Source organism: Streptomyces sp. NPDC002004, assembly GCF_053593975.1.
Genome location: NZ_JBSFDP010000012.1, coordinates 90476 through 110065, shown reverse-complemented (window position 1 = coordinate 110065; position 19590 = coordinate 90476). Strand labels below are relative to the sequence as shown.

Genomic DNA, 19590 nt, shown 5'->3' with positions numbered 1-19590 from the left:
GTGGCCGATGTTCGTGTGCTCGAGGAATGAGTGGCCCGACGATCGTTGCGTGTCTTCTCAGTCCGACTCCGTGAAGGGACGGCGGTAGACGGGGGCCTGGCCTGTGCCCCAAGGGCGTATGGCGGCCAGTGCCTGGACCACCGCTGCTTCCAGGGGGCCGCTGGTGTCGATGGCGATGGCCTCTGCCCACGGCGGTTCTTGTGCTGCGATCGCGGTGGCCACGGCGACGTCGGCATCCGATGCTCCGGGTGCGCGGGAGTGCAGGCGGGCTGCCGAGACACTGCCCGGAACCCGGCAGTGCAGGGCGATCAGGTCGGCGCTGACGTCCTCCGCCATGTTCAGGGCCGCTTCGCGCTGACGCGCATCGGACCAGGTGGCGTCCAGGACGACGGACTCGCCGGAGGACAGCAGGGTGGATGCGCGGTCGAGCAGCGCCGCGTAGGTCCTGGCGGTCCACTCGGCTGTGTACAGGCCTTCACCGTAGGCGGCCGCCGCGGACTCCTCTGCCGGCATGCCGGCCAGCTCCTTGCGGAGCCGGTCGCTGCTGAGCAGTGTGATGCCGAGGCGATCGGCCAGCGCACCGGAGAGGGTGGATTTCCCGCTGCCGGGCAGCCCACCGACGAGCGTCAGGCCGACAGCGGAGCTACGAAGGTGGCGCAGTGCCGTCGTGACCAGGCGCCGTGACGCCGCCTTCGCGTCGGGTGCACCCTGGTGTGCCTGTATCAGGGAGACCTTGGCGCGGACGAACGCCCGGTAGGCGACGTAGTGGTGCCACAGGGACGGCGGCGCGCAGTCGCCGGAGTACTCGCTGTACTGGGCGAGGAAGTAGGCCGCGGCCTCCGGAGCGCCGAGCTGCTCCAGGTCCATGGCGAGGAACGCCGCGTCGTCCAAGCCGTCGACATGGCGGAGACGGTCGTCGAACTCCAGGCAGTCCAGGACACGGGCTCCGTCGTCGAGGCAGAAGATGTCGTCGGCCAGCAGGTCGCCGTGGCCGTCGACCACGCGCCCCTGCCGGATGCGGGTGTCGAACAGCTGCTTGCGGCCGGACAGGTAGCGGCGCACCAGTCGCTCGACCTCTTCCAGGCCGTCGGGTACGAAGCCGTCCTCGGTCAAGGCGCGGACCGCTGCGAAGCTGGCTTCCCAGCGCGACGACAGCGCGTCCCGCGTGCCCTGCTGATCGACTTCCCCGCTGCGGGGCGCGCTCGCGTGGCAGGTGGCGAGCTGCCGAGCGACGGACCGCAGGACATCCTCAACCGCTGCGCCTTCTCGCACCAGCCGGGAGAGGCGTCGGTCCGCCGGCATACGGCGCATCACGACGAGCGGCTCGGCGTCGTCCCTGCCCGGGCCGCGGAACTCACCCAGGCCCAGGTAGACGTCGGGGGAGAAACGGCGGTTGAGAGCTATTTCCCGCTCGCAGGCGGCTCGGCGGGCCGTCACTGTGGCGTAGTTCAGGAACCCCAGGTCGACCGGCTTTTTGAGCTTGTAGGCGCGGTCACCGACGAAGAACAGGACTGCGGTGTGGGTCTCGCACACCTCTGCGCGGGGGAGCGGCGCAGTGCCGAGTCCTGTGCCGGACCGGAGCACGGATGCGTCGGACTGATGCAGCGGCACCATCGGCTCCGCGGCGTCCTCAGGCACAGCCATGGGGGACCACGGTGACGGGGCACCGGGTGTCGGGCGAGCCGTCGAGGCCCGCGGTGACGACTGGCTCCACGGCCATGGCCTCCGTCTCGTAGGAAGCTGGAACGAGGGCGAACAGGTCCACCTGCCCCCACGGGGTGCGCACGCCTCGCGGCCCTCTATTTCGAGGAGTACCCCAAACCTTCCCGTGGTGCATGCGGGGGCGGTGCCGGGCTGGGCTCGGGGCGTGGAGTCCGGAGGAGAGGGACCCTGACGACTTCCCGGCTGGTACGCGGGGCACGCCCTGTCCGGGCAGGGGCACGCCTCGTCACCGGCAACGACATATTTCGCTCACGAGTCCGCCCACGACAGCGGCGGGGATTCAAGGCCGACGGCGCGGATGATGCGGCGGTTGTGGGGCATGTGCTGCCTAGGTCGTCGGGCATCCGGCCATGACCTGTGTTCACCGTACAAATGGAGATCAGTCGTGAGTCTTGACGAGATACCGGTAGCCTTCGCTCGTCGGACGGGTTCCGACGTCGATGCCCGCAAGCAGCGCCTGCGCCGCCGCCTGGAACGGCTGATCGGTGTGGCTGCGACCGAGGGGAACGAGCTCGTTCCCCTGCGCAACGGTGAGGAGATCTTCCCGGCGATGCTCGGGGCGATTCGTTCGGCGCAGCACACGATCGACATGATGACGTTCGTGTACTGGCGTGGTCAGATTGCCCGTGACTTCGCCGTCGCCCTCGCCGACCGTGCCCGCGAGGGAGTACGGGTGCGGCTGCTGCTCGACGGCTTCGGAGCCAAGGAGATCGAAGAGCGGCTGCTGGACCTGATGGATGCCGCCGGCGTGGAGGTGGCTTGGTTCCGCAAGCCCGTCCGACTGTCGCCGTTCAAGCAGAATCACCGCTGCCACCGCAAGGCCCTCATCGTGGACGAGAAGACGGCATTCACCGGGGGAGTCGGGATTGCGGAGGAATGGTGCGGGGACGCCCGCAATCCGGGTGAGTGGCGCGACACCCATGTACAGGTGCGTGGACCGGCCGTGGACGGGATTGCAGCCGCCTTCGCGCAGAACTGGGCCGAGTGCCACGACGAACTCTTCGACGACCGTGACCGTTTCGTCGAACACGACCAGATCGGCTCCTCGGTCGTCCAGGTCGTCCGCGGCTCGGCCAGCATCGGCTGGCAGGACATGCAGACCCTCATCCGGGTCATGCTCGACTCCGCCGAGGAGCGATTCCGGCTGGCCACCGCCTACTTCGCGCCGGACCCCTACTTCATCGACCTGCTGTGCCGGACAGCTCGTCGCGGTGTGCGCGTGGAGATCCTGCTCCCCGGCCCCCACACCGACCAGCGCGCCTGTCAGTTGGCCGGCCAGCACCACTACACGCGTCTCCTGGAAGCCGGCGTGCACATCCGCCAGTTCCAGCCGACCATGATGCACGCGAAGATCATCACAGTGGACTCGGTTGCCGCGCTGGTCGGGTCCACCAACTTCAACCGCCGCTCCATGGACCACGACGAAGAGGTCATGCTCGCCGTCCTCGACGAGGAGTTCACCGCTGTACTCGACCGCGACTACGAAGCGGACCTGGAGCGCAGTGTGGCCGTGGATCTGGCTCGCTGGAAGAGACGTGCGGCCTTCCAACGAGCCAAGGAAGCCTCCGTCACAGTGATCCGGCGCTTCCTCTGATCACAATGGCCTCGTCGCGGACCAGGGCGGGCCGAGCTGTTCTTGACCCCTCAACCCGGTGCGGGTCGGGAGTCACAGCGGGCCGGTGCCTCGCAGGGCCTGCACAGGGACGTCGACAAGGGTGGGGCCGGGGCTGGTGAGGGCTGCGCTGAGAGTGTCGGCGAGACGATCGGGGTCGTCGGCGCGGGTGGCGGTGATGCCGAGTCCGGTGGCGACGGCCACGATGTCGAGACCGGGCAGATCGAGGGCGGACTGGATCGGCGGGGGGAAGGCGTCGATGCCGTAGAGGGTGGTGAACTCCTTCATCGCGCCGTACTCGCTGTTGTCCAGGACGAGGACGGTGAGGGGAAGCCGGTGCCTGGCCGCGGTCCACAGGGCCTGGACGGAGTACATCAGGGAGCCGTCGCCGATGAGGCACAGGGTGCGGCGGTCGGGGTCGGCCAGGGCTGCTCCGACGGATGCGGGCAGGGCCCAGCCCAGGCCCCCGCTGAAGGCGTTGTGGAACTGACCTGCCTCCATCGGGAAATGGGAGCGGATCTCTTCGCGGTAGGAGGGGGCCTCCTCGAACACCGGCGTGGCGGACGGCATCAGGGTGTGCAGCAGATGCAGGACCGCGGACGCCTGGAGCGGCGCGGTCAGCGGCGCGGGCCGGGGGCGGGATGGCGCGGTGGGAGGGGTGCGGTGTGCGCTCTGGTCCGGCAGTTGTGCGAGCAGCGCGCGGATGCCGGAGCGGGCCGAACAGATCAGGCTCTCCCCGACCGGGGCGGAAAACGCGTGCATGGGGTTGTCGGTCAGATGCAGGCACCGTGTGCCGTCGGGCAGGAAGGGGCCCTCGGTGTGGACGTGGTAGGTGAAGACCTGGGCACCGATGACCAGGACGACATCGTGGCCGTTGAGCCGCTTGGTCACTTCCTCGCGGGTGGCGGTGAGATACCCCTGGAACAGCGGGTGCTGCTCGGGGAAGCCCGCCCGGGAGCACCAGGGGGCACCGTAGACCGCGGCGCCAAGGCGCTCGGCCAGCAACACGGCGTCGGCTGCGGCACCGTCGCCGTCGACGGCGGGGCCGAGCACCAGGGCAGGATTCTTCGCATCGGCGAGGATGCCGCTGAAGCGGGCAATGGCGGCGGTGTCGGCGCCCAGCGTCGGGACGACAGCGCGCGGCGGGACCGGCACTGCGGGCTGGGCCCAGTCGTCCTCCGGGATGGACACGAACACGGGCCCGCAGGGCGGAGTGAGCGCGGTGAGCAGTGCGCGGGCGATCGCCCCGGGGACGTCGGCCGCGCGCGCGGGCTGGAGCGCCCACTTCACGTAGGGCCGGGGGAACTGGTCGGCTTCGATGGCGGACAGATAGGGCTCAGTGGGCAGCATGGCCCGGGTCTGCTGCCCGGCCAGCAGGACCAGCGGGCTCTGGTTGCGCCACGCGGCGATCACGCTGCCCAGGGCGTTGCCGACACCGGCTGCCGAGTGCACGATGGCAACCCCGGCGCGTCCGGTGCGCTGCGCGAGGCCGTCGGCCATCGCCACCGCGCTGCCCTCCTGCAGGGCCAGGACGTACTCCAGGTCGTCCGGCCAGTGCAGGTACATGTGCATCTCGGTGGAGCCCGGGTTTCCGAACACTCGCGTGACATCAAAGTCACGCAGCACCCCGAAGACTGCTTCGGCCACGGTCGGCCCATCAGTGCGGACATCCACAGGAGCCATGGAAGACCCTCTCTCGCGTCCCCCGCACCAGCATGAGCACCACGGATGAAGGGCGCCACACGAAGTCCGGCTGCAGGAGGGCACACGCCTGGTTCGTTTACTGGGCAATCAAGCCGGGCGCACGAAGCAGGGCACGGGCACAAGCTGCGCCAGGTGCCACGGAAGGACTCCGGAGGCCACCTCGTGGAACGAGGGCCGCGCCGAACTGCCCTGGCCGGGTTCCCGCCCGTGAGTACGTGCCCCTTCACACCCCGGGCGTGGCCCGGCGCGGTGATCTGCTGGACCAGGCAGGAGGATGCTCCCTCCGCACTCCTGCCGGTCGGCGGGCTGCGACAACTGGGGGAGTGCGCCCGGGTGCCCAGGCTCGGTCCACCTCCGCACCGCCGCGAACTGCATGCACCCCACCCTGCACGCGACGGCAGGCATCGAGGCAGTGGTGTCGGTCGGCCGCCCAAGGCAAGACGGCAGCAGGGGGGCCTCGGAAACGGCGCGTTCACAACATCGGGGACCGACGGTAACAACCGATTTCTAGCATGACCGACCGTGGGATCAGAGCCGTATGCAGGGCCGCACGCGGCTCATGACGGTACGTCGGCTCCCCCGTCCTGCCGATGACGCCAAGCGGGGAACATTCCACACCGAAGCTCCGCACCAGCACCATCGGGAGGCGCGCCATGAGTACCACCGAGTCACCGCTGATACCGGCGGAAACGACGAGGGCCACGGAGGACCAGGCGATCAAGGAGACGCTGGAGGACTACACCCTCCGCTTCGCCCCGCGCAGTTATCGCCGCTGGACCCCCATGGTGGTGGCGACGACCGCGCTCGGTGGCATCGCCTACATGGCAGACTTCTCCATCGGAGCCGGCATCGGTCTGGCGCATGGCACCGGCAACGCGCTCGTGGCCATCGCGGTGGCTGCCGTCGTCATCTTCCTCACCGGCTTCCCGCTGGCGTACTACGGTGCCCGCTACAACATCGACCTCGACCTGATCACCCGCGGCTCCGGCTTCGGCTACTACGGCTCGGTCATCACCAGCGTCATCTTCGCCAGCTTCACCTTCATCTTCTTCGCGCTCGAAGGCTCGATCATGGCCCAGGGCCTCAAGCTTGGCTTCGGACTGCCGTTGTGGCTGGGCTACCTGGTCTCCACACTGATGGTCATCCCGTTGGTGATCTACGGGATGAAGGCGCTCAGCACGCTCCAGGTATGGACGACTCCGGTGTGGCTGCTGCTGATGGTGGGCCCCCTGGTCTACTTGATCGCCACCGACCCTGGCACGGTCGACCGGTTCCTCGCCTACACCGGCACGGACGGGGACGGCGGCGTCAACACCGCCTCGGTCCTGCTCGGCGCGGGCGTCTGTCTCTCCCTCATCGCGCAGATCGGAGAGCAGATCGACTACCTGCGTTTCATGCCGCCCAAGACCGAAGCGAACAAGCGCACTTGGTGGACCGCAGTGGTCATGGCCGGCCCCGGTTGGGTGGTGCTCGGCGCGCTCAAGCAGGCCATCGGCGTCTTTCTCGCCGTCTACATCCTCGCCAGGGTCGGTCCGACAGCCGCGCCCGAACCGATCCAGCAGTTCCGCGGCGCCTTCGACGCGATGATGCCCACATGGATGGTCATCCCGTTGGCCGTGGCCCTGGTGGTCATCAGCCAGATCAAAATCAACGTGACGAACGCGTACTCCGGTTCACTGGCGTGGACGAACTCCTTCACTCGAGTCACCAGGACCTACCCCGGCCGCCTGGTCTTCGTCCTGGTCAACCTGGGCTTCGCGCTGGCCCTGATGGAAGCCGACATGTTCAGCTTCCTCAACAGCATCCTGGGCTTCTACTCGAACTGTGCGATCGCCTGGGTGGTCACCGTCGCCACGGACATCGGCGTCAACAAGTACGTTCTCAAACTGTCCCCGCGTCGACCGGAGTTCCGCCGCGGCATGCTCCACGCGGTCAACCCGGTCGGCGTCGTGGCCTTCGTCGCCGCGTCCGGCCTGTCGATCGCCATGTACTTCCAACTGCTCGGCAACACCCTCCAGCCGTATTCTCCCGTCGCCGCAGCCGTGATCGCCCTCGCCCTCACCCCCCTGATGGCCATCGTCACCAAGGGCAGGTACTACCTCCGCCGCACCGACGACGGCATCACCGAGCCCCTGCTGGACGCGGACGGCAACCCGAGCGCCGTCACCCTGGACTGTCATGTATGCCACCAGCCGTACGAGCGCCCGGACCTGACTGCCTGCGTCACCCACGACGCGATCGTCTGCTCGCTCTGCCTCAGCACCGACAAGACCGGCGGACACGTGCTGCCGGCCACCACGTAGCTGCCCCGCCGCTTCCCATGGCCGCAGGGCGGGGCCTTCGGGCTCCGCCCTCGTCATGCGCCTGAGAGCCGCTGCCGTTCCTGTACTTGCAGCAGGAGGATTTCGCCGGCCGGGCGCCGCAGAATGTCCGCGGCGCCCATAGTGATGTAGCTGTGGCCGTAGGGGTTCAGTCGGGCGCGATCACGGACCATGCAGGGGACGGGTGGGCTGTCCCGCGCCGTTCGCCAAGCGGCTGCCTCGTACTGCGGTAGCGAATGCGGGCCGGCGTCGGCGTCGGGTAGGCGCAGGCAGGTGCACAGCACCCGATTCTCCGCGCACCTGGTCCAGACCGTCCCGTGAAGCATGGAAGACGCGGACGACATACAGACCGAACCTCCTTCACGCCACCGTCGAGGGCACGCTTGAATCGCTCAATGGCCCCGGCTCAGCGAGGCCCTTTTGGGAAGGGAAGGTCTGTGAACATGTCCGAGCCAGAGGTCACACAGCTCCAGCCCATGCCGGACGATTGGCAGCGCGCCCTCGCTGTCGTGGCACACCCGGACGACCTGGAGTACGGGTGTTCGGCGGCGATCGCCGCCTGGACCGACGCCGGCCGCGAGGTCGCGTACGTCCTGGCCACCCAGGGCGAGGCGGGTATCAACACACTGGAGCCCGCGCAGTGCGGTCCGCTACGGGAACGGGAACAGCGGGCGAGCGCAGCCGTAGTGGGAGTGACCGTCGTGGAATTTCTCGGCCACAAGGACGGCGTCATCGAGTACGGCATCGCTCTTCGCCGTGATATCGCCGCCGCCATCCGCCGACACCGGCCCGAGTTGGTGATCACCCTCAACCATCGGGACACCTGGGGCGTCGGTGCCTGGAACACCCCGGACCACGTTGCCGTAGGCCGCGCCACCCTGGACGCAGCGGCCGATGCCGGCAACCGCTGGATCTTCCCGGAGCTGGTCGAGCAGGGCCTGGAGCCATGGAACGGGGTGCGCTGGGTCGCCGTCGCCGGATCCGGCAGCCCCACGCACGCGGTGGACGCGGAGCCGGGCCTGGAGCGGTCGGTGCGATCACTTCTCGAACACCGTTCATACATCGAGGCGTTGACCGACGAGGACCCGGAGACGTACGTCCGGGGCTTCATGACCCAGGCCGTCGGGTGCAACGCGGAGGCCTTCGGCGGAAAGCCCGCTGTCACATTCGAGCTCTTCAGCCGCTAGCTTCCTGAGCCAGGAATTCCGTTCTGATGGCCGGCGAGGCGTTCGAGGATTTCGTCTTCGGTCCACGTCGGTCGCGCGGCCTGGGCCACGTAGAGCGGGGTGCGGTCGCACCGCTGCAGCCTGCAGCGGCAGTGCGACTGATGCTCGCCGTTCCTGAGGCAGCGCGGGCTGGGTCCGGAGCGGCGAGACGCAACCTTCCAACCGTGGGAGGGGACCGGGGGCATCAGCCCGCGATGCAGAACTCGTTGCCTTCCGGGTCCTGCATAACGGTCCAGGTCAGCGGACCTGCGGACCGTTCCCCGACCGCAGTGGCTCCCAGCCCGACCAGTCGGTCCACTTCGGCATGTCGGTCTTCGGCATGGAAGTCGATATGGACCCGGTTCTTCACCCGCCTGGGCTCCGGCACTTGTTGGAAGCCGAGTACCAGCGGCTTCCCTCGCACGATGACGAACTCACCGCCGAAGTCCTGAGCGATCTCCGTGTCCAGGGCCTCGGCCCACCACGCAGCGAGTCTGCGGGGATCGGCACAGTCGACGGTGATCATCTTCGCTTCCAGCGTCATGCCACACACCTTAGCGCCCGTCTGCCCTTCCCAGCCGAGCGTCTGTCCAGCTCAGGCCACTGATGGGTAGGCGCTTTCTGCGGGGGCGGTGACGACGAAATGCGTCCAGGGCGAGGTTTTCGGGCCAAGGACGGTGGACCCTGGTGTGGGGAATGTGAGTGTCCGATCCCCTGCGGCAAGCGTGGACCGACCAGAGGCACGGTTTCTGAGTGCTTGTGAGTGAACGTCAAAGCTCTACGCTCGCGCCTGACCCTAATAGTGGATCAAGCCCTTTATGGTCGGGTGCTGTGCCTCTGAGCTGTGCCTTTGTGAATCTCAAGCCCGGGGTCGGCAAGACGACCAGTGCTGTATGGCTGGCCCACGCGCTTCATGAGTCGGGTTGTTCGCCGCTGTTGGTCGACGGTGACCCGGCCTCCTCCGCGCTGCGCTGGAGCGAATTGGCCGACGGTTTTCCGTTTCCGGTCATCGCCCTGCCAGTGGGCGACGTGCACCGCCGCGTGAACGACTTCCTTGGCAGTCGACAGGCCGTGGTACTCGATGCGCCACAGTTGGAGGACCATCCTCGCATCGCCCGCAGCATCATGAGGTACGCGAGCGAGTGGATCGTCCCGGTGACGCCCGCTCCCATTGAACTGGACCGGATGGCACCCATCCGCTCCGAGATGGACGACGTGCAGACCCTCCGCGCCGAGCCTGCACGCGCCGCGGTCCTGCTGAATCGGACCAATCGTCCCGACGCCACGCGCACCGGCCCCGACGCCGACGCTCGTGAGGCGCTCACCGAGTGGGGTTTCGTCGTGCTGGGCACCCAGATTGCGCGGCTTGAGCTGTACGCCCAGTCGTTCGGAAGTCCGGTTCGGGCCAAAGGCTCGGCGTACATGGACCTCGCCGATGAACTCATCAAGCGTCAGGAAGAGCGATGAAGGAACGGAAGGACAGATACCGCGCGGCGTTGGACCGTACAGGGGACACCGCTGCTCGGTCTTCCCACGTCACGACGCTGCACGGCAGGTACGTTCGCGTGACCATCGAAGTGGACCCCGGCCTGGAGCGCAATCTGACGCGCTGGGTCGGTCCACCGCTGTCCGTGCTGGTGCTCGCCGGCACGACGGTCCTACGCGCCCTGGCCGACACAGCCGCAAAGGTGCCACGATCCATCAGCGGCGCCCGACATCCGGAGCCGTAGCGGCTGCGTACGGGTCGCCGCCGCGCGGACGCCTCCCACGACCTCATCGCCTACGTGCAGTCCTGGCCGTGGACCGGACACACCCCGGAGGGCTGCAACCACTGCGGCCGGACACGCATTTAATCCCCACCGACTGCCATCTGGACGAATCACCAGAACGCCGCGGTGGAGGTCGGGCTGAAGGCCAGAGGCTACCCGGCCGGGACGCTCGAAGGGACCTTGGTGTCCCAGCGCTGACCCTCTCGCGCCCCAGGTCGGGGCTGCGGCGCGTCCCGGGCGTACCCGTTCCGCAGGCATCGAGATGTTCTCGAAGCTCAGCGACATCACTCTCTCGTGGAACCAGGCGCTCTCACCGCTGAGCAACGGGCGTTCGCGGAACTCGATGCAAATCCAACAGGTCGTAGGGGCTGATCTGTGTGCGGGGTGGCGCGCTGGAGCGGGTGCTCGGCCTGGGCGGTCTGTTCGTGGAGGCGTCATGGTTCACCTCCAAAGGGCACGGCGTGGCCGCCAGCGGGGACAGGGGATGTGCGAGCACAGTGTGCATCGCCGGGATGCGGCTGCCCGGTCATAAGGTTCCAGGCCGATGCAACCTGGCCCGGTGCCCGTGCGTATAGGAGGCGATAACCGCACTTCACTTGGGGATTTCATGTGCGTGGACCCTTCGGCCGGTCGGACCGCTGGCCGTGTGGGCGCCGCTGTCGTGGCCGGTGTCGCCCTGTTCTCGGCCGTCGGCTGCTCGACGGACGCGGGTTACGGTGTCCGGGTGGCCGGCGGCGCACCGGATGCCCGGGGCTCGGCCGCAGCGGCCGCGAAGGCTGCGGGCGGGGACAACGACGGCGCGGGGAAGACGTCAGCGCGTCCGACTGCGTCGGTGCCGGAGCCCGCCGCGCTCGCGCAGGCGAGGGTGAACATATCCGACGGGCAGACGGTCGGTGTGGGCATGCCGATATCCGTCACCTTTCCGCGGCCGGTCCCCGCTGCCGAGCGCAAGGCCGTGGAAGGCTGGCTGCGAGTGCAGACCGCGTCCGACACGACCGGTGCGTGGAGCTGGGTGGAGGACAACAGCCGCCCCTACGGGGAGCGTGTCGACTTCCGCCCCAGGACCCCCTACTGGCGGCCCGGCACCAAGGTCACGCTGCACCTCGGCTCGCACGGCGCAAGCCACTTCACGATCGGCAGGTCGCTGGTCGCCACGGTCGACGCGAAGGCGCACCGGATGACCGTCCGCACCGGCGGGACGACGAAGAGCATCCCAGTCACCACCGGGGCTCCGGGGACGGATACCTGGAACGGGACGATGGTCGTCAAGGACAAACAGCGCAAGGTGTACATGGACTCCCGAACCGTGGACCTCGGTACCGAATACGCCGGCGACTACTACTGGGCCGTGCACCTGACGGCGTCGGGGACGTACGTGCACCAGAACAGGCGAGCGGATACCGAGGCCGGGCACAGCAACGTCACCCACGGCTGTGTTCGCCCTCGCGCCCGAGGGCGGTAAGTGGGTGTACGACGCCATCAAGCCCGGCGCGCGTGTGGAGATCAAGGGCCGGCAGGCCGCGAGCGCGGATCCGGACTCCGTGTGCTATGACCGCCGGCCGATTGCCGGCAACCGCTGATGCCGCACCGGCCGCGTGGTGCGGGCATGCGGATCGGATCGGTCCAAGGTTCCGCGAATTCGGCGCCGTTGGCGACCAGGGCACCGACGCAGGCAAGGAGTTCGCCCGTATCCGCCCGTTGGGCCCGCGCGCAGCATCTCCGGTCAGGACCGCAGGGCTTGCGCGGAACCGCTCGGTCGGCCGGCGGTGAAGGCGGAATCGGGAGCTCCACACCACGCCCCTGAGGACTGGGAGCTCCTGTCGAAATGATTTTGGGGTGCTCGGTTCAGGGTCTGCGGCGCGGGCCCCACACATGCGCGTGCGCTGCGCACGCTTATGCGCTACAGTCATACGTGTGCGCCGCGCACGCATTACACACGGCGGGGCGCTGCCCCTCCGATCGAAGGAGTCACCTTGAACCGCACCGACATCCGCACCGCTCTCACCGACCTCCTCTTCACCCCCGGGCTCGATCTGGACGAGGCCGCCGACCGTCACTTCGCCCCCGACTACCGCCAGCGCACCGACGGAAGCTGGGCGGACCGCGCGGAGTTCCTCTCCCACATCGGCCACCTCCGCAAGGTGGTCGCCGACGGCAAGGTCGAGGTCCACGACGAACTGTTCGACGGCAACCTCTACGCAGACCGCCACACCGTCGACGCCACGAAGACCGACGGCACCACGGTCCGCATGGAGGTCTACGTCTTCGCCGAGTTCGCCCCCGACGGACGCTTCCGCCGGCTCGAGGAGACGACCCTCATGCTCGAAGGTGCCGACGACGACCGCAACCTCGGCAGCGCCCGCTGAGCCCCACACCGCCGACCCGTTCCCTCATGGCCGCCAAGGAGTCCGTGATGAAGCAACTGCTGTTCCCCGACAACCCCCAGTTCTGGTACGAGACCCCTGCGCTCGATGAGCCACATCGCCTACGGCGGCGCCGACTTCGGCGAGGTGGTCGCCACAGGTGAGCGCATCATCGAAGGCGACTACGACAGCTGGCACGAGGAGTGGCTCGCCACCGCCGACCGTGTGGCCGCCGAGGCCCAGAAGGCCCTGGACGCCGGACACACCGTCAGCGCCCGCGACGGGTTCCTGCGAGCCTCGAACTACTACCGCTCGGCAGAGTTCTTCCTGCACGGCCACCCCTGCGACCCCCGCCACGACCACGCCTACGACCGCAGCGTCGCCTGCTTCCAGGCCGCGGCCGCCCTGTACACGCCCCGCATCGAACCGGTCCGCATCCCGTATGAGGACACGACTCTGCCCGGCTACCTCTACCGGGCCGACACCACCGGCACACCTCGCCCGACCCTGATCATGCACAGCGGCTTCGACGGCACCGCCGAGGAACTCCACTTCAGCGGCGCGCTGGCGGCCCTCGAACGCGGCTACACCGTGCTGACCTTCGACGGCCCCGGACAGCCCGGGCCGCGGCACAACGAGGGACTGGTCTTCCGCCCGGACTGGGAGAACGTCATCACCCCCGTCGTGGACTTCGCCGAAACCCTCCTGGAAGTCGACAACAGCCGTATCGCGCTGCTCGGTTCCAGCATGGGTGGCGTGCTCGCCCCCAGGGCAGCTGCCTTCGAACACCGCCTCGCCGCACTGATAGCCGTCGACGGCGTCTACGACCTCGGCCAGACAGCCACCCGCAACATTCCCGGCGACCGTGGCAAAGCCGAACGGCTCCTGCGCGCGGACTCCAACCCGGAACTCGACGCCCGCTTCGAGCAGATCATGGCTCAGGACGCGACCGCCCGATGGGCGATGAACCACGGCATGTACGTGATGGGCGTGGACACCCCCGGGCCTTCAGCGCCTCCTACCTCGACTACACCCTCCAAGGCGGCATCGCCGAGCAGATCCAGTGCCCCACGCTCGTGTGCGACGCCGCCGAGGACGAGTTCTTCAAGGGCCAGCCCCAGCAGCTCCACGACCACCTGACCTGCCCCAGGACCCTGATGGTGTTCACCGCCGAGGAAGGCGCCGGTGCCCACTGCCACCCCGGCGCCATGCGCCTCTCCCTGGCCCGGATCTACGACTGGCTCGACGACACCCTCTGATGAGGATGCCTGAACACGCCCGGGGCAACTCCTCGCCCCACTCGACGTACGACAAGACCGCCACCTCGTACGAAGTGGCGGTCAGCCTCGCGTCGTTCCTGCCGTGAGCAGGATCCGTTCGGAAGACGGACCCTAGTGGCCGGCGGCTCGCAACTCCCGTACCAGGCGTGCCGTCACCGGCACAGGTACGCCGTGCCGGTCGGCCGCGCGCAGCAACGCGCCGCCGATGGCATCGAGTTCGAGAGGCCGGCCGGCTTCCGCGTCGCGCTGCATGGAGGACTTGGCGGCGGCCGGGAAGGCGTCGTACCGGGCCAGGGCCTGGGGCGGATCGACGAAGGCGCCGCAGGCACCGCTGACCGCGGTGGTCTCGGCGACCAGGCTCTCCAACTCCTCACGGTGGCGGGTGCGGGCCTCGCCGAGGGGAAGGCCGTACCGAGTGGTGAGCAGCGCGAAGGGAGCGAGGAAGGCCATCTTCGCCCAGAGGGCCGCTGTCTCGTCCTTCACCACGCGAGCCGTCGCGCCGGCGGCGGAAAGGGCGTCCGCCAGGGCTTCGAGGCGTGGGCGGGGGGCCGTGCCGGCTGCCAGGTCGATCTCGACGAACGGGCTGCCATGCTCGATCACGACGGGCCCGGTCGCGTCGGGACCAAGGCGGGTGGACTCCACACGGATCACTCCGGGCGCCACGCGGTCGGGCTGGTAGCGAGCGCGGAGGGTCGCGGGGTGTTCGACGCCGTTCAGCAGCGGCACGATGAGGGCGTCGCCGAGGGCCGCGGGCGTGACGCGGTCGAGCGCGGCATCCAGAGTGGTGTGCTTGACGGTGATCAGGCACGCGTCGACCGGCTCGCGCAGTTCGGTGTCCGCTTCCACGGTGGCTCCGAAGTCGCCGAACTGGCGGCTGTGGACCTCGATCCCGCTGCTGCCCAGGGTGTGTGCCGTAGCTTCGCGGGCCAGGCAGATGACGCGGTGGCCGGAGCGGGACAGCAGGGCGGCCAGCAGACCGCCGATGCCGCCGGGACCCAAGATGGCCACAGTCGGCTTGTTCGTCATTACGTTGTCCTCTCGTCGGTCGGCCCCGGTGATCGGTGGCCGCCTTCAAGACGATCTTCGCAGAGTTGCGCGTCATACGTGTGACTTGGTGCAGATACCCAAGTGCGAACACGCTGTGGGCTCACCCTTGTTGTCCCTCTCGTTCTCGCGTGCGGGCGAGGGGACGGGGCCGGCCGGCCGTTGTCGGTTCGGCCGCCGTCCGATCAAGCCCAGCACCTCGTCCGTGGTGCGCACGTCGCCGAATGAACGGTGGATCGTGTGCGGTACGGCGTTGTGGTCCTGATCGCGCCGGGCCGCGTTCGCGTCGCAACCATCAGCACGCGCAGGCCTCTGGTCGCCGCGTCCCGGGCCGAGGACTCGCGGAAGGACACCATGTCGATCACGATCAGCGCGGTGCGCGCCGGGTGAGGCGCCCATACGCGTGCCGCCTGCCGCGCCTCACCTCCTGCCTCGCGTACTCCTGGGGTTCAATCCGCCAGTCGTGGATCTTGGAGTCGGTCTGCATGCGTCCCCCGCTCGGCCTTACGTCGACTCGGACGAACCTGCCCCCGACACTGACAAGCACACCGTGGCCGCCTGCCGGGCGTGTGTCGTGCTCGGAGTGGCCCATTGCTGCACCCACTGCTGCGCACAGCCTGCGGCACCGCTCCCGGCCGCCCGATCTGCTGCCCGGCGGAGTCGAGACCGTCGTCGGCGCCGACAGCACCCTCGCCGCGAACGTCGACCGCCTCATGTTCGACATCAGCCACGTGATCAAGGCCTGGTCGGGGCGCCGGCATCCCCTGTGAGACCGCTTTCCCATGTCCCCTCTGGAGGGCGGCGGGGGACGGGCGGGACAGGTGGGACGGGCGGCGCGGACGTCCCGGGGCGTCTGGAGAGGGAATCGTCGCTGATCCGAATTTCCCCGACCGGGGCGGCTTGCGTCACGCTCGGGAAGTCACGGGAGCGACGAGTGGAGCGGCGCACGTCAACAAGGCACGCTGTACCCATGCGGTCGCTCTTCCGCCCGTCCCCTTGGCGAGGAGCGGGCGGTCACAGATGGCTCCTCTTTGCACTCGCGCAGAGTTTGCCGTTCATCCTCGCGCTGCTCGTCGTGGGGATCGAGCTCTCGCCCGCACACTTTCTGTACACCGGCCCCATTCTCACCGCGACGCCGGCATTGGCCGCGGTGACCATGGGCCCCATAGGCACCCTCTCGGCAGCGCTCTTCGCCCTGGCCGTCCAGGTGACCACCGCCACCTACAACCAGGCATGGGGCAGCCAACAGGTCTACACCAACCTTCTGGCCATCGTCCTGGTGTCCGTGGCCAGTGTCATGACCAGCAGCGCCATTGCCACACGCAGGCGCAGAGAACTCGATCAGGTGCGCCGGATCGCCGTGGCGGCACAGGAAGTCATCCTGCGGCCTGTCCCCGCACGACTGGGCCCGGTGCATGCGGCCAGCCTGTCCCTTGCGGCTGAGACGGGCGCACAGATCGGTGGCGACCTCTACGAAGCCGTTCAGACGCGGTACGGCGTGCGGCTGATCGTGGGGGACGTCCGCGGCAAGGGGCTGAACGCGGTGCGGGCGGTCGCTGTGGTGCTGGGCGCCTTTCGGGAGGCCGCGCACTACGAACCCGACCTGGTGGAGGTCATGAACCACTGCGCGGCCGCGCTGCATCGGGAGGCTGCTGTGCCGGGCGCGTTCGGCCAGGAAGCCCTGATGGAGGGATTCACCACAGCGCTCATGGCCGAGGTGCCGCCGGACGAACCCGTTGTGCGCCTGGTCAACCGTGGGCATCCGCCACCCCTGCTCCTGCACAAGGGCGAGGTGCAAGCCCTGATGCCGGCCTCGCCGCTGCCGCCCCTCGGCCTGGAGGACTTCATCACCCACGGGATGGTCAAGCCGGAGAGCTGTCCCTTCGCGCCCGGTGACCGTCTGCTGCTGTACACCGACGGTGTGATCGAGGCCCGCAACCGTGACAACGACTTCTTCGCCCTGCCCGAGGCCATGCAGGCGGCGCACACCCACGCTCCCCAGGAATTCCTGGAACACCTCCACCAGGCATTGATCCGCCACACCGAGGGCCATCTGGCGGACGACGTGGCGGTGATCCTCATCGACAGGCTGGGCTGAGCGTGCGGAACCGGGGCAGGAAGGCCCGCGCCACCGCGACCGTTTGCGCGGCACCGGGCGAAGGGCTCCGCCAAGCGGCGTTGCAGACCTGATGGCATCTCGACCACGGTCTGTTCGGTCGTCGTCGGCGGGGCCCCGGACGGCCCTTCGGCCGACGCCCCACCGGCCGTACTCCGCGCAGGCCGGCCGCATGACATCAGCACCGATGCAACCTCACTGCGTCCCGACGTCGTAAGCGGTGCCGTCCGCGACGGCCCGGAGTTTGTCCGGGTTGGCCATGTTGTGGATGGCGGTGATGCGGCCGTCGGCGTCGAAGTCGAAGGTGACGGTGGCGATCACGCGTCCCGGCCCGCTGAACACGATGCCCGGGCCGCCGTTGATCTCGACGAGTTCGGCCTTCATGTCGGCGGGCTCGACGCCCTGGTAGGTGACGGTGCCGATGGCCGCGAACCAGGCGGCCACCGTGGCCGCGCCCACCACCGGACGGAGGGCCTGGCGGACCTTGCCGCCGCCGTCGGTCCACAGGGTGACGTCCGGGGACAGCAACTCCATCAGCGCGTTGACGTCCCCGCCGGTCGCGGCGGCGAAGAACCGCTCGGTGGCCTCGCGCTGCCGCGACCGGTCGGCGACGAAGCGCGGCCGCCGGTCGCGCACGTGCTCGCGGGCTCGGTGCGCGGCCTGCCGCACCGCGGCTTCGGAGCGCTCCACCGCCTCCGCGATCTCGGCATGGCTGAAGTCGAAGACCTCCTTCAGCACGAACACCGCGCGCTCGAGCGGGCTGAGCGTCTCCAGCACCACCAGCATGGCCATCGACACCGACTCGGCGTCCAGGACGGCTTCGGACGCGTCCCCGCCGGTGAGGATGGGCTCCGGCAGCCACGGTCCTACATACGTCTCCCGCTTGTGCCGGGTGGAGCGCAGCCGTTCCAGCGCCAGGTTCGAGACGATGCGCGTCAGGTACGCCTTGGGTTCGGCCACCTGCGAGCGGTCCGCGGCCGACCACTTGATCCAGGCATCCTGGACGGCGTCCTCGGCATCGGCCGCGCTGCCGAGAAAGCGGTAGGCCACGGAGAACAGCAGGTTGCGGTGCTCATGGAAGACCCGCTGGTCGGGGCGGGCGGACAAGTGGGTCACCGAGCCTCCCCGACGCGGGTGAAGCGTCCCCCGCGCGGCCAGAACGCGCCCGAAGCGGGCATCTTCTTCATACGGCCATAGGTCGGCCAGGGCGAGGCGGTCACCGTCTCCTTGTACCGGACCGCCACACGGCCCGTCAGGCAGATCCTGCGTGGGCTGTCGTCGGGTCGTGTGAACTGCACCACCGCGTCGTCGCGTCCCAAGCTCACCGGCGTGTGGTAGTAACCGAAGCGGAACGGCTTCGGTTGCTTGCCCTTGAGCACACGGTCGATCGAAAGTGCGGCGTGCACGCCGGTCGGCATGCCGCCCTGGCAGGTGCCGTGCATGACGCCGTAGCCCTGGCGGATCGCAGCCGCGTCGCCGATCGCGTACATGTCGGGGTGGGAAACCGACCGCAGCGCGGCGTCGGTGACGATGCGTCCGCGCTCGTCGACGGTCAGCCCGGCGGCGGCCGCCAGCGGCGACATCCGCGTACCGCTCGTCCACAGGACCGCGTCTGCGGCGATGCTCTCGCCGCCTGCCAGTTCGACCGCGTCCGGCAGCACCTTCACCACCTCGACGCCGACGCGCACCTGGACGCCCAGCCGGTCGAGCGCGGCGTGCACGTATGCCTTGGCCTTCGGGTTCATGGCCGCACCGGGCTCGGCTCGGCCCAGCAGCACGACGTTCAACTCCGGGTACCGCTCGGCGATCTCCGCAGCAGACTCGATACCGGTCAGCCCGCTGCCTGCGACCACCACCGTGCCGCCGCCGAGCCGCCCAAGCCGGTCGGCCAGCAACTCGGCGTCCTGGGCGCCGCTCAGGGTGTACGCGTGATCCTCGGCCCCCGGCACCCCCGACGTGTCGGCCGCACTGCCCAACCCGTACACCAACGTGTCGTAGTGCAGGACCCGGTCGTCGTCGATCCGCACGGTCTTCGCTTCCGCGTCCACCGCCGTCACCCAGCCACGCACGAACTGCGCCCCCGTGCCCTCCAGCATCTCCGGGATGCTCAGCTCGACGAGCCGCTGGCCAGTCGCCGTCATGTGCAGTCGCATTCGCTCGCTGAACCGCTCCTGCGCATTGACCACGGTTACCTGCACGCCGCCGCGCCGCTGGACCCGGGCCGCGAGCTGGACGGCCGCGGACATGCCCGCGTACCCAGCCCCCAGAATCACCACACGGTGCGTGGCCGTCATGCCGGTCTCCTGCTGTGCGCTCATCGTTCCGTCCTCCTCCACTCGCTGCTGACGACCACCAATGGAAGCGGACAGCCCGTCCGTGACATGAGTGCGATGTGATGCGCGACACAGACCGAATCTGGGCCCGGCGGAAGGCAATCGAAGGGGTCCGCGACAT

At 68.9% G+C, this 19590-nt stretch carries 18 protein-coding genes; 11 read left to right on the top strand and 7 right to left on the bottom strand.

Annotated features, from left to right (window positions below):
- Nucleotides 1–57 precede the first annotated feature (57 nt).
- Together ACWCP6_RS20065 and ACWCP6_RS20060 are read right to left on the bottom strand one after the other, a co-directional pair.
- Entirely contained in the window at nucleotides 58–1533 is a 1476-nt protein-coding gene (locus tag ACWCP6_RS20065) for a bifunctional aminoglycoside phosphotransferase/ATP-binding protein (RefSeq protein WP_450933885.1), read from the bottom strand.
- Between the two features lie 97 nt (nucleotides 1534–1630).
- Nucleotides 1631–1786, bottom strand: coding sequence for a hypothetical protein (locus tag ACWCP6_RS20060; RefSeq protein WP_450933800.1), 156 nt, complete (start codon nucleotides 1784–1786; stop codon nucleotides 1631–1633).
- Between the two features lie 321 nt (nucleotides 1787–2107).
- Here ACWCP6_RS20060 and ACWCP6_RS20055 point away from each other — a divergent pair, with 321 nt between their 5' ends.
- A complete protein-coding gene (locus tag ACWCP6_RS20055; protein WP_450933799.1) occupies nucleotides 2108–3316 on the top strand; it encodes a phospholipase D-like domain-containing protein in 1209 nt (402 codons plus the stop codon).
- Between the two features lie 72 nt (nucleotides 3317–3388).
- Here the strand turns inward: ACWCP6_RS20055 and mdlC are convergent, their stop codons facing one another.
- Nucleotides 3389–4981, bottom strand: coding sequence for a benzoylformate decarboxylase (mdlC, locus tag ACWCP6_RS20050; protein ID WP_450933798.1), 1593 nt, complete (start codon nucleotides 4979–4981; stop codon nucleotides 3389–3391).
- Nucleotides 4982–5691: 710 nt separating this feature from the next.
- Here mdlC and ACWCP6_RS20045 point away from each other — a divergent pair.
- Both ACWCP6_RS20045 and ACWCP6_RS20040 read left to right on the top strand, forming a co-directional pair.
- Entirely contained in the window at nucleotides 5692–7341 is a 1650-nt protein-coding gene (locus tag ACWCP6_RS20045; protein ID WP_450933797.1) for an allantoin permease, read from the top strand.
- Between the two features lie 461 nt (nucleotides 7342–7802).
- Entirely contained in the window at nucleotides 7803–8546 is a 744-nt protein-coding gene (locus tag ACWCP6_RS20040) for a PIG-L deacetylase family protein (RefSeq protein WP_450933796.1), read from the top strand.
- 223 nt (nucleotides 8547–8769) lie between these two features.
- Here the strand turns inward: ACWCP6_RS20040 and ACWCP6_RS20035 are convergent, their stop codons facing one another.
- Entirely contained in the window at nucleotides 8770–9108 is a 339-nt protein-coding gene (locus ACWCP6_RS20035; protein WP_450933795.1) for a VOC family protein, read from the bottom strand.
- Nucleotides 9109–9416: 308 nt separating this feature from the next.
- Here ACWCP6_RS20035 and ACWCP6_RS20030 point away from each other — a divergent pair, with 308 nt between their 5' ends.
- The 5 genes from ACWCP6_RS20030 (at nucleotide 9417) to ACWCP6_RS20010 (ending at nucleotide 13836) form a co-directional block, all read left to right on the top strand.
- The gene (locus tag ACWCP6_RS20030) at nucleotides 9417–10031 is read left to right on the top strand and encodes a nucleotide-binding protein (RefSeq protein ID WP_450933794.1); all 615 of its coding nucleotides are present in this window, start codon (nucleotides 9417–9419) and stop codon (nucleotides 10029–10031) included.
- Nucleotides 10032–10129: 98 nt separating this feature from the next.
- A complete protein-coding gene (locus tag ACWCP6_RS20025; RefSeq protein ID WP_450933793.1) occupies nucleotides 10130–10294 on the top strand; it encodes a hypothetical protein in 165 nt (54 codons plus the stop codon).
- 685 nt (nucleotides 10295–10979) lie between these two features.
- Nucleotides 10980–11795 carry a L,D-transpeptidase gene (locus tag ACWCP6_RS20020; RefSeq protein WP_450933792.1) on the top strand — a complete coding sequence of 272 codons (816 nt, stop codon included), beginning with the start codon at nucleotides 10980–10982 and terminating at the stop codon, nucleotides 11793–11795.
- A 511-nt stretch (nucleotides 11796–12306) separates the two neighbouring features.
- On the top strand, nucleotides 12307–12699 hold the full coding sequence (locus ACWCP6_RS20015) for a nuclear transport factor 2 family protein (RefSeq protein ID WP_450933791.1): 393 nt from the start codon (nucleotides 12307–12309) through the stop codon (nucleotides 12697–12699).
- 105 nt (nucleotides 12700–12804) lie between these two features.
- On the top strand, nucleotides 12805–13836 hold the full coding sequence (locus ACWCP6_RS20010; RefSeq protein ID WP_450933790.1) for an alpha/beta hydrolase: 1032 nt from the start codon (nucleotides 12805–12807) through the stop codon (nucleotides 13834–13836).
- A 251-nt stretch (nucleotides 13837–14087) separates the two neighbouring features.
- On the opposite strand, the gene ACWCP6_RS20005 is transcribed toward ACWCP6_RS20010, so the two are convergent.
- Complete coding sequence (locus ACWCP6_RS20005) at nucleotides 14088–15002, bottom strand: ketopantoate reductase family protein (protein WP_450933789.1); 915 nt, start codon at nucleotides 15000–15002, stop codon at nucleotides 14088–14090.
- 258 nt (nucleotides 15003–15260) lie between these two features.
- Here ACWCP6_RS20005 and ACWCP6_RS20000 point away from each other — a divergent pair, with 258 nt between their 5' ends.
- From ACWCP6_RS20000 to ACWCP6_RS19990, 3 genes are all read left to right on the top strand, one after another.
- Entirely contained in the window at nucleotides 15261–15410 is a 150-nt protein-coding gene (locus ACWCP6_RS20000) for a hypothetical protein (protein ID WP_450933788.1), read from the top strand.
- Between the two features lie 179 nt (nucleotides 15411–15589).
- Nucleotides 15590–15790, top strand: coding sequence for a hypothetical protein (locus ACWCP6_RS19995; RefSeq protein ID WP_450933787.1), 201 nt, complete (start codon nucleotides 15590–15592; stop codon nucleotides 15788–15790).
- A gap of 278 nt (nucleotides 15791–16068) precedes the next feature.
- Nucleotides 16069–17118, top strand: coding sequence for a PP2C family protein-serine/threonine phosphatase (locus ACWCP6_RS19990; RefSeq protein ID WP_450933786.1), 1050 nt, complete (start codon nucleotides 16069–16071; stop codon nucleotides 17116–17118).
- A gap of 213 nt (nucleotides 17119–17331) precedes the next feature.
- On the opposite strand, the gene ACWCP6_RS19985 is transcribed toward ACWCP6_RS19990, so the two are convergent.
- Together ACWCP6_RS19985 and ACWCP6_RS19980 are read right to left on the bottom strand one after the other, a co-directional pair.
- Nucleotides 17332–18252 carry an RNA polymerase sigma-70 factor gene (locus ACWCP6_RS19985; RefSeq protein ID WP_450933785.1) on the bottom strand — a complete coding sequence of 307 codons (921 nt, stop codon included), beginning with the start codon at nucleotides 18250–18252 and terminating at the stop codon, nucleotides 17332–17334.
- Nucleotides 18249–19454, bottom strand: a complete 1206-nt coding sequence (locus ACWCP6_RS19980; protein ID WP_450933784.1) for an NAD(P)/FAD-dependent oxidoreductase — start codon at nucleotides 19452–19454, stop codon at nucleotides 18249–18251. The genes ACWCP6_RS19985 and ACWCP6_RS19980 overlap by 4 nt, the downstream gene beginning before the upstream one ends.
- Between the last annotated feature and the right edge of the window lie 136 nt (nucleotides 19455–19590).